At 44.1% G+C, this 9,848-nt stretch carries 8 protein-coding genes and 1 riboswitch; of the genes, 1 reads left to right on the top strand and 7 read right to left on the bottom strand.

Annotated elements, in window-relative coordinates:
- Nucleotides 1-501: 501 nt before the first annotated feature.
- The 5 genes from BLR76_RS10045 to BLR76_RS10025 all read right to left on the bottom strand — a co-directional run bounded on the left by BLR76_RS10045 (nt 502) and on the right by BLR76_RS10025 (nt 6,743).
- Complete coding sequence (locus tag BLR76_RS10045; protein ID WP_091268613.1) at nt 502-810, bottom strand: MTH1187 family thiamine-binding protein; 309 nt, start codon at nt 808-810, stop codon at nt 502-504.
- Nucleotides 807-1,649, bottom strand: coding sequence for a hydroxyethylthiazole kinase (gene thiM / locus BLR76_RS10040; protein WP_091268612.1), 843 nt, complete (start codon nt 1,647-1,649; stop codon nt 807-809). Before thiM ends, BLR76_RS10045 begins: the two co-directional genes overlap by 4 nt.
- Before the next feature lie 70 nt (nt 1,650-1,719).
- Nucleotides 1,720-1,817, bottom strand: a riboswitch (TPP riboswitch).
- Nucleotides 1,818-1,967: 150 nt separating this feature from the next.
- Nucleotides 1,968-4,859, bottom strand: coding sequence for an insulinase family protein (locus BLR76_RS10035; RefSeq protein ID WP_091268611.1), 2,892 nt, complete (start codon nt 4,857-4,859; stop codon nt 1,968-1,970).
- A gap of 146 nt (nt 4,860-5,005) precedes the next feature.
- Nucleotides 5,006-6,034, bottom strand: a complete 1,029-nt coding sequence (locus BLR76_RS10030) for a hypothetical protein (protein WP_091268610.1) — start codon at nt 6,032-6,034, stop codon at nt 5,006-5,008.
- On the bottom strand, nt 6,024-6,743 hold the full coding sequence (locus BLR76_RS10025) for a SatD family protein (RefSeq protein WP_091268608.1): 720 nt from the start codon (nt 6,741-6,743) through the stop codon (nt 6,024-6,026). Before BLR76_RS10025 ends, BLR76_RS10030 begins: the two co-directional genes overlap by 11 nt.
- Nucleotides 6,744-7,297: 554 nt before the next feature.
- Between BLR76_RS10025 and BLR76_RS10020 the strand changes: the two genes are divergently transcribed.
- Nucleotides 7,298-8,191, top strand: a complete 894-nt coding sequence (locus BLR76_RS10020; RefSeq protein WP_091268606.1) for an SDR family oxidoreductase — start codon at nt 7,298-7,300, stop codon at nt 8,189-8,191.
- Between the two features lie 213 nt (nt 8,192-8,404).
- Here BLR76_RS10020 and BLR76_RS10015 read toward each other — a convergent pair whose 3' ends face one another.
- Together BLR76_RS10015 and BLR76_RS10010 are read right to left on the bottom strand one after the other, a co-directional pair.
- Nucleotides 8,405-8,827: an OsmC family protein gene (locus BLR76_RS10015; protein WP_245683082.1), complete on the bottom strand. Its 423-nt coding sequence runs from the start codon at nt 8,825-8,827 to the stop codon at nt 8,405-8,407.
- A 16-nt stretch (nt 8,828-8,843) separates the two neighbouring features.
- Nucleotides 8,844-9,329 carry a hypothetical protein gene (locus BLR76_RS10010; RefSeq protein ID WP_091268598.1) on the bottom strand — a complete coding sequence of 162 codons (486 nt, stop codon included), beginning with the start codon at nt 9,327-9,329 and terminating at the stop codon, nt 8,844-8,846.
- Nucleotides 9,330-9,848 lie beyond the last annotated feature (519 nt).

Here is a 9,848-nt window from a genome sequence, read left to right as displayed (position 1 = left end):
ATCTTTGATAGTTTACCGGAACTCTTCAAGCCATTTTTAAAAGAAAATCAGCTGAATCAAATATCAAAAGCGGCATAATAATCGGTACCAAGTCAATGACACCAAGGGTCAAAGGCTATTTTTTAACTGCAAAACTTGAGTTATTTATAAAAAAAGTTACCCTGGATAACAAGAAACGTAGTCGAGTATCGGCTTAAAAGCCAAAATGTGAATCTGTTATCAATCAGGTTCTCTTTCAAGTATACCTGTTTACGGATGATTTAAATGGTTTTGTTTTTCACCTGACTGAAGTTCACCGGACAGTTTCGTGCTGAACTATTTCCTGACGCAATAATTTATAGTTTAAAACATAAAACAATGCCTGAACTACACTCATTTTCGGATGAGTATAGTTCAGGCATCTGGTTCCTTGCTGTACTTAAGTTTACTTGTCCAATAATTCAGTTTATTCTTCTGGAATCAAACAAACTCAAATCAAGTTAAACGCTGGGTTACTAATTATTACGAATCCGGATTCCCCAAGATGTTATTTACCTTGTCGACTTTGGTGTAAAGGGTATTGTCGTACCCCGGTCTAATATCTGCTTTTAAAACGACTTCCGTACGGATCCCTTTTTCTGTCAGGACTTGAGTCGCACGTTTAACGACCGCCATAACTTCGTCCCACGGACCTTCGATTTCAGTAAACATGGATGTTGTCCGGTTAGGAAGGCCGGAATCTCGAATGACTTTGACGATTTCTGCAACTTGTGAAGCCAGTTCATCATTGGTTCCGATCGGAGCAATAGATACAGCCACTAATGTATTCATGATTGAAATTCCTCCATTTCAAAATGATAGTCTGCAATGTCTTCGGGTGTCGCCTTGTAGAGTTCATCTAGAAAAGCCACTTGAAAACTTGCGGGTGCATCTGTTTGTTCTTCAGCCCGCTCCCCTGCCAGGTTGAAGGCTAATACGGCGGTCAAGGCAGCAATGAACGGTATACTGGACGTCAGATAGATCGAGGCAGCCCCGCCCAGTGCGCATCCGCCACCAGTGATTTTTCCGAGAAAATGAGACCCGCCCCGGCATGTAGCAACATATTCCCCGTCAGTGACTAGATCGATTTCTCCTGAAACGATGACTGCGCCGTCTGTCCAGCGGGCGATCGATACAGCTGCAGCTTTTGCTTCATCAACGTGATTGGTCGAGTCCACGCCTCTGACTTTAGATTCACCTGTCCCTCCTTCCAATTGCCATAATCCTGCAAGTGCGATTATTTCTGATGCATTCCCTTTGATGATATCCGGTTTGTATTCCTTGAAAAGTTTAAGCATGGCTGTACGCAGTTGGCCTATCCCGATAGCTACCGGATCCAGTACCCACGGTTTATCCTCTTTTTTCAATGTCTTTACAGCTAGCGGAAGCGTCTCTTCATAAATTGGAAGCATCGTTCCCATATTGATGTAGGTGGCTCCTCCTGCTTTGGCCAGAAACTGACCTTCATCCGGGAGGTAGACCATGGCAGCCGATCCGCCTACTGCGATCTGCGTATTGGCCACAAGGTTAATTGTGACAGAATTGGTGACCGAACCGGCCATCGGGTTCGTCTCTTTGACGTCAGTGACTGTCTGTTTGATCTGTTTTCTGATTTCTTCAAGTCGGGTCATTTTTTCATCCTTTCGATCGACAGAGAACAAAAAAGATGCTCAGTCGTCATGACAGGCATCGTAAGGGTGTTAAATATGGTCAATTGATCCCTACGATAGTCTGAACTAACAGGTTCAAAGGGTCAGGCATAACCTTCTCAACTCGTCTGAGTCCCCCTTCAATTTAACTAAGCTATGCTTTTTTTGATCATGTCTTTAATCATTTCCTTAATCTAAATGAAGTGTAACATAAAGAAACGGAAAGTATAAAGTAGAAGCCAATTGTATATCAATAATGAAAAAGGACCTATTTCCATAGGCCCCTTCCCTAAAAGTGATTTAGTACAGTTCATAGACTGCGTCGAACAGGTCTTTTTCCTTATCGATTTGAGTCTTGTTCCCGATGACTGCCACAGAGCGGTTTTCAAGCAGCGACTGATACGCGTCAGCCAGATCATTTAATGACTGAGCGTCTGCAGATAGAATCTCTTCTTTCAGACGTCGGATGTCTTCACTGGTCAATCCTTGTTTGTATCTGGAGAAGGCCGTCATCCCTTTATTATGGGCTGATTTAGGCTGTTCCAGTGGACTGAGCGTCCCGATGATATACTTCAGCAGTTCAGATTCCGACAGATCGAGCGACTTGACGAAATCAGGAAGACCGGCGTAGGTTTCCAATGTCTTAGTGATATTCGGATCCCGGTAGGAAGCTAGCGCAACATTGCCGTTGCGGCGATGCATATAAAGCGAGCCGTACGCGCCGCCTTTTACTCGGATCGTGTTCCACAAGTAGTCATATCTGAAGATAGTAGACAGAAGCTGAGTTGCTCCGTTAAATTCCAGGTGGTCCGTTGCGTCCGCAGCAACAGCGACATAGTTGACGTCCTGTGCGGTCACAAACGCTTCATTCTGCTTCTTACCTGCTTCATGACTGACCGCTTCTCCTAGAGGACTGTCCTCCAAGTCTGCAAAGGCGTCTTTCAGTGCCGCTTTGACTTTAACACTCTGTTCTTTGTCTCCAACATATAGGGCATTCAGACGACGTTTGTTTAGTAGCTTGTCCAGTAAGGCTGACAGGTCAGTGCTCAGGCCAGACTCATTCTCTGCTTTAAGCTCATCACGTGTCGCTTTCAAGTAGTTGAACTGATCGATGCCGTTCAAGTGTTCACCCAACTTAGATAGAGGCTTCACTTGGCTCAAGGCACGGTTTGCCGCAATGACATGGGCTCTGAAGTTTACACGGTTCTCAAAATCAGAAATATAACTCTGGATCTGTTTCAGAATCTCGCTCTGATTATCGAAGCGAGTAGTCGTCATGATTTCTTTCATGAGATCGACGAGTTCAGTCAGCTGTTCGCTCAATGCCTTTCCGAATAATGCAAAGTACGGCTTTAGATTTCCTTCCTGATCTTCGTAAATCGTGACGGTCCCGTTGATGCCACCGGTGTGGGTATCCATTTCCGTCTGAAGGGTAGCTGCATCGTACTTATCGGTATCCAGTTCACCAAGTAAATCACTCAGAAGACTCAAAGCCGCATAGTCATCTGCAGAAAAGTCACTGATGTCAAAGTAGAGACTGACATAATCGATGCCTGACGTGAACTGCTCGGAATAATAGAATTCCGTTCCGTCAAACAATGAATCGATGGCCAGAGGATAGTCCGGTTCGTCCGTTGTCAGATCGTCTCTTGTCAGCGTTGGAATCTTCTCCAGGTCTTCAGGTCTGTCTGGTGTTTCCTGACGTTCGATCAGCTGATGCGTCTTGTCAACGATTGCCTGCAGCTCTTCCTCAGACAGTCCGGCTTTGTATTTTTGAAGACTTTCCAGCGTCTGTGCTTCCTGCTTGTCGCTCTTGCCTGGTTCAGCTTTCAGAATCAGTTCAACCCGGTGTGTATTATTCAGAAGTTTGCGTTCGATCAGCTTTTCAAAGTATGCGTCTTCTACAAGCTCAGCCAGTTCTTCAAGGTATTTGGAGAACTGCAGGCGGTCATAAGGCGAATGGTCATACAGCCAGGTACTCAAGGCATTGATCGCATAAATGACGCCACGCGGGTTGTCCTCGGAAATGACGGCTTCTTTTGTCTGGAAAGTGATCTTGTTTAAAGCAGCCTTTACTATAGCCTGGTCGAGTCCCTTGTTGACGATATCTTTAAGCGTACTCTCGGTCACTTCCTTGAATCGGTCAAGATTCTTGCTGTCTGCATATTTGGCAGAAATGATGAAGGCAGTAGGATACCCGATATCTGCTACATCACTTTCGATGTCTCCACCGATTTCAGCATCCAAAAGAGCTTTTTGAAGAGGTGCCTGACTGTGTCCGAAGAGGATTTCCTCCAGGACTTTCATGCCGTAATGGTCCAGTGTATCTTCAGGTTCCAGTACATGCCAGCCTAAAGCCAGATAGTCTTTTCCTTCTGGATCATCACCTTCAGTGATCGAGTAGGTTTCTTCAAATACTTTCGCTTCCGGTTCAGCAATAGTCAGTGTCAGGTCGACTGCTTCTCCTTTACCTTTTCCAGCAAAGTACTCATCCAGCGCATCGAACACAGTAGACAGATTCACATCCCCGTAGACAATCGTCAGTGAATTTGTCGGATGATAGTACTTGGTATGGAAATCGACGAACTCTTCCTGAGTCAGGCTGGGAATCGCTTTTGGCAAGCCGCCTGAATTGTACTGGTACGTTGTTCCTGGGTACAGTTTGTTTGATAGATGATCATAAAGCTGCCCTTCCGGAGAAGCGGTCGCCCCTTTCATCTCATTGTAGACGACGCCTTTGTAGATCAGGTCATCCTCAATGTTTTCCAGGTGATAGTGCCAGCCTTCCTGTTCAAGGATCTGAGGGTCAGTATACAGTTTGGGACTGAATACGGCATCCAGATACACCCCGACCAGATGCATAAAGTCTTTTTCATTCGTAGAGGCTACTGGGTAGATCGTTTTATCCGAAAACGTCATGGCATTAACGAAGGTGTTCAGTGACCCCTTGATCAGTTCCACAAAAGGCTCTTTGGACGGGTATTTTTCCGACCCGTTCAATACCGAATGCTCAAGGATATGAGCGATCCCGTTATCGTTGTATGGAGGGGTCTTGAAGGCGATGGTGAAGGCCTTGTTCTGATCATCATTGTCTATGTGCAGGACCTGTGCCCCAGTTTCTTCGTGTTCATACAGTGAACCGACGGACTGGATATCAGGTAGATCCTGTGTTTCGATTTTATTAAATGTCATACAATTCTCCTCTAATTCACATTATTTTTTCATGCAACTTCATTGTACCTTATCCATTTAGAATTTCCTATACAGATAGGATAAAATAATTACAGTTATTCTATCTAGAGCTTATGGGTCCTTTGTAACATATTAGCTCATCTGACCTAAAAGGCCGACAAACCGATCAGGATCAGGTAGCTCAAGAAGGTAATCAGGACACTCAGCATCGTCCCTATAACAAAATATTCAGAAAAGTACGGATCGTCCGCTATGAGCTTGTAGCGGGCGAAAGCTTTAATGGACAGAATGGCTACAATTGACAGTAGACTACCATTTAGAAACGATAGAAAGATCAGGATGCGTTCCAGGTTCCCGATCATGGCTCCTGCCCCTTTAAAACCTGACTCTCCTTTTTCAGGTGTGCGGTCGGTTTCAGTGGTTTCTTCGACCAGTGTCTTTCGGGTCCCTTTCGGATCATACTGAACGCTCAAAGTCCGGATCAGTAGATTGGCCGGCCGCATCAGGAGCAGCAGAATTAATACGAACCGGATAAATAGAAGATATGGGTCCGTCAGCTCTCCAGTCATCATGAATCGGACTGGGTTAAGCTGCAGTGGAGACAGCACGGACAGGATGAGCTGACTGAAGAACAGCACAATTGCACTGAGAACGACATAGGATGCCAGAGTCTGACCGACCGTTTTCTTATGCGTCTGAATCCACTGAACGGATACCTGGCTTTTTAAAAGCAGAATCCCGCTGGCAATAATGATGAAGAACAGCTGAATGGACGGCTCCGACAACTCATAAAGAAACTGATTCAGCCCCAGTATCCAGAAGATAAAGAGCATCTGATGAAAGGCAAAGGCAATAATCTGTCCGTTTTTTCTATAAAAAGTTTGGAGCGCATGGGAGGCATTATACTGGATCGTACTGCTCATGAATAAATCGATGGCCTGCATGATGTAATGTTTGAACAACGCATGCCCTAGAACCAGACCGATACTGATTGAAAGCCACGGCAGGTAATCGCCTATGTCATCGATCAGTCCGAAAACCACCAGACTTGTAAAGAAGATGCCCCAGGAATATTGGGAATGTCCTTTTTCATTTTTGGAATGCGCCAGAAAGGTCGGATACTTTGTAAAGTAGAAGTACCCAATCAGGTGGGCGATGAGACTTTCAATGATCATGACTTCGCCTCCAGTCTTCTATTTTCTCGGCAACCAGCTTTCTCGAATGGGCATACTGCTTGATATGGGTGGATATGATCCGTTTGCTCACAGTCTGCTCACTGACAGCCTGACCTAGCTGATTTGACATCGCTTTTTTAATGGTCTGATTGGTAAACGCCTCGTAGCCTGCTTCATTCAAAATGATTAGAGCTGTCTGCTTCTGAGACATCGTCCAGTCGTTTTTAATCACATTTTGGAGACGGATGATGCTGTTCAAAAAGTCTATTTCCGGCTGATCAGATGCGAGCTTTTCATTCAGCTGACCATAGTCATTATACTGGTGAACCGATTCGATGGCTTCCCTGGCGTGCCAGTATGCCGGGCCGTCTGTACCGATGCTGACCTTGCGATTCTTTATCGGCGTGCTCAACCGGCCGATGCCTATCCCCCACCTCAATGTGACTTCTTCTCCTATCTCCTCTTTAGTTCGAGTCTGGAAACGTAGAGAGATGAGATCGATAATCAGAAATGCTGCTTCTGCAGAGTTCACGATGCCTTGGAATTCATCTCCTAAAGTGATAGTCAGGTTCGATTCAATGGCTCCTTTAAAGCGTATATTGATATCATTCAGGATCGAGGTCAGGATTTCCTGTATCTGTTCCCTTTCCTTCATCTTTCTGGACGCGATAATATCTGAAATCAGGGCGATTTTTATTGTTTCACTCATCTTGCTCCTCCTGTTCGTTTCATGTCACTGCAAAGTATAACCCTTTTTTTAGTTGATTATCAAGTTTAAACGATATTTAGTTGATTTTAATATTTCTTAAATACTATTTTTGCTGATTTTATAGATTATCGATCAATAACCAGCTCACTTTGTTCCACTGAATGTCTGATATTGCGTTGGGTGGTCACTAATTACAGTATTAATGTCTACTTAAGGAGTAAAAGCATTTGAGTGGGCTACGATTCACAGATTATCACCCACCCAAACGTGCATAGGCTGTGAGTGGGCAATAATACCTGATTTACTGTCCACTGAGATGAGAAAGCTCCCTGGGTTGGCAATAAAACCAGCATAATCATTCAAAAAGGCTCGATTACTGACAGATTCCCCTTTATCTTCTATTCAATATGGTAAACATCGCCAAAGCGATGTCTCTTTATAATCTTTAGAGCATCTCAAGCGCTAATGTTAGATTCACGTTTAAAGGGTTGCTATAATTTGTTTATCCGAGAGTACCGCTTTTCGGAAAATATAGTAAGAGGAGTCGATCCTTAATGTCAGAACGGAAGTTAACAGATCCACGGACAAAATTCTATAATCAGAAATTCCCCGATCAGGAACAGGATACACCCGCACTGCAGAGCAAAATGGACCCTCAGCCTGATTCAGGTGAAGAATCGTATAAAGGATACAACCGACTGGAAGGACGTAATGCCCTGGTTACTGGTGGAGATTCCGGTATCGGACGAGCGGCGGCAATTGCCTTTGCCCGAGAAGGTGCGAACGTAGCCATACAGTTCTTACCAGGAGAAGAAAGCGATGCGAATGAAGTAAAAGATCTAATTGAAAAAGAAGGGAGGAAAGCACTCCTGCTTCCCTATGATCTAAGAGAAGACGGATCAGGAAGTGAGATTGTAGAGAAAACTGCTGAAGCATTCGGCGCGTTGGATCTCCTTGTCATGAATGCTGCTCAGCAGATTGCTCAGCCTAGCCTTGAAGACCTGTCAATGAAGCAGGTCAATGATACATTTAAAGTCAACATCATCAGCTACTACGAAACAGTGAAAGCTGCCGAGAAGTATCTGGAACCGGGAAGTGCGATCATCACGACGACTTCAGTCCAGTCCTTCTCCCCTAGCACGAGCTTACTGGACTATGCTGCGACAAACGGAGCCGTCAGTAACTTCACACTTGCATTATCTGACTACTTTGCACCTAAAGGGATTCGAGTGAATGGTGTTGCACCAGGACCGATCTGGACACCACTTCAGCTGGATAACGGAAAACTTGATGGAGACATTCCTGACTTCGGACAAAGCACACCACTCGGACGTGCTGCTCAGCCTGTAGAACTGGCTCCAGTCTATGTTCTGCTTGCTTCAGACGACGCCAGCTTTATTACGGGACAGATTTACGGTGTTACCGGCGGTCAGCCGATCGATTTGTAAAAGACTTAAAATGATCAACAGCTGCTGAGACTGATCAGGTCCCGGCAACTGTTTTTTTTGATATGATAAACTTAATTTGGTTGATTTCAATTATTCACCTGTTTTGGGTTGAATAATTGAAAAATAAGTAACTTTTTTCTAATATCCTCTAAAAGCAAAAAACAGCTCCAGTAACGTACTCACCATTACCAGAACTGTTTCCATTCTATCCTGTTATCCATCATAAGGAACGGTTTGAATCTCGATCGTTTCAGAGCCCTGAGTCAGTTTAGATACCGGGCAGCGTTTTTCGGCAGAGCGGACAAGGGTTTCAGCTTTTTCCAAATCCAGTCCTTCGATCGAAGCGAAAAGATAGACCTGGAAATAATACCCTACCCCACTCGCTTCCCTTCTGAGCTGGACTTTGGCCGTCACCTTACTCTTGTTGTCCATTCCTCGGGCACTTAAAAGCGATTCGATCGTCGCATTCAGACAGGTCGTCATCGCCAGACCAAATAACTCTTCCGGATTCGTACCGGAAGAGTCATCTAATGGATGAGAAGTAGTCACGGATAAGCCGACTTCACCTTCGACAAAAGCAGTGCCTTCGACGCCGTCTGTATTATGAACAGTTGCTTCGAATAAATACTTATCCACTATAGACCCTCGTTTCTTAGTTTTTACGTTGAGTCATGTCCAGGCCTTCGATTTTTTCCAGTTCTGGAAGTAAAGCTTTCAGAATACGTCCGCCAAATACAAAGACGTCCATCATAGGTTTTACATCTTCACCTGTGATGCCCAGATGACGCATGATGATTTCACCATCTCCTGAGATAACGAAACGGTAGTAACCAGAACGCATCGCATTTATTTCGTTCAGTTCAGTCACAATTTCAGGCAGGCGGTTACGGTCTGTCACGTATCCGATTTTATTGTATGTGATCTGGTAGTTTGCACGAGGTACATCAGCATCATGGATGATTACGCCACAAGCCACCGCTTTATTTTGGTTCACACGTAAAGCAGTCTGGAAAACGATTTGCTGCTGCTTGACTTCTTCGCCATCTTTTTTACGAATAGGTGCTTCGATGTCCTTTGTTTTAAATTGAATCTTTTTCTCCTGTGCCAGGTGTTTAAAGTTATCAGTAATTACGCTCATGTTAAAAGCCTCCGTCTAAATTTATCGTATTTATGTTTCACACAAAAACTAGTATACCATAAAACGCTTACTAATTATAGGGCAGAGAGAGGATTATTACATGATTCTCATCTACAACAATTGAAAACGCTATAACGATTGTAGGTATAGTATTTATTTCAAGTTAATTAAGTGTTAAGTAATGTCCTTAAAATCCTGTTGGGCGGTACGGTAGAATCTATGAAACAATAAATTACAGAACTATCAAGCGTGAAAGCCCACGGTTTTAATCGTGGGATGAGAGCGTAAATGGAGATAAATGTCTGATTGTTTTGTCTTCTTTTTCTTTTAAAATAAGTGTACATTTCTCTAGCCTTTCCGTTGACGGAGTAATATACTAAAGTTAATAAAAAGAACACACGTTTGTATTCATGATAGAGGTGAAGCGAGTGAAAAAAGAACAGACAAAGTCCTGTGTTAAAGTGCTCAAAGTGAAATTAAAGCCGACTAAAGAACAAGCAGCTGAATTGACCCGGCTAT

Origin of the sequence: Alkalibacterium thalassium (genome assembly GCF_900101165.1) — a bacterium.
Classification (GTDB): domain Bacteria; phylum Bacillota; class Bacilli; order Lactobacillales; family Carnobacteriaceae_A; genus Alkalibacterium; species Alkalibacterium indicireducens.
Note: the sequence above shows the minus strand (reverse complement) of the source record. Positions and strands in the feature narration are given on the sequence as shown.

Bases quoted from the DNA above. Each gene is read 5' to 3' on its own strand.
- BLR76_RS10045 (WP_091268613.1), bottom strand. From the start codon at position 810: ATGAATACATTAGTGGCTGTATCTATTGCTCCGATCGGAACCAATGAT.
- thiM (WP_091268612.1), bottom strand. From the start codon at position 1,649: ATGACCCGACTTGAAGAAATCAGAAAACAGATCAAACAGACAGTCACT.
- BLR76_RS10035 (WP_091268611.1), bottom strand. From the start codon at position 4,859: ATGACATTTAATAAAATCGAAACACAGGATCTACCTGATATCCAGTCC.
- BLR76_RS10030 (WP_091268610.1), bottom strand. From the start codon at position 6,034: ATGATCATTGAAAGTCTCATCGCCCACCTGATTGGGTACTTCTACTTT.
- BLR76_RS10025 (WP_091268608.1), bottom strand. From the start codon at position 6,743: ATGAGTGAAACAATAAAAATCGCCCTGATTTCAGATATTATCGCGTCC.
- BLR76_RS10020 (WP_091268606.1), top strand. From the start codon at position 7,298: ATGTCAGAACGGAAGTTAACAGATCCACGGACAAAATTCTATAATCAG.
- BLR76_RS10010 (WP_091268598.1), bottom strand. From the start codon at position 9,329: ATGAGCGTAATTACTGATAACTTTAAACACCTGGCACAGGAGAAAAAG.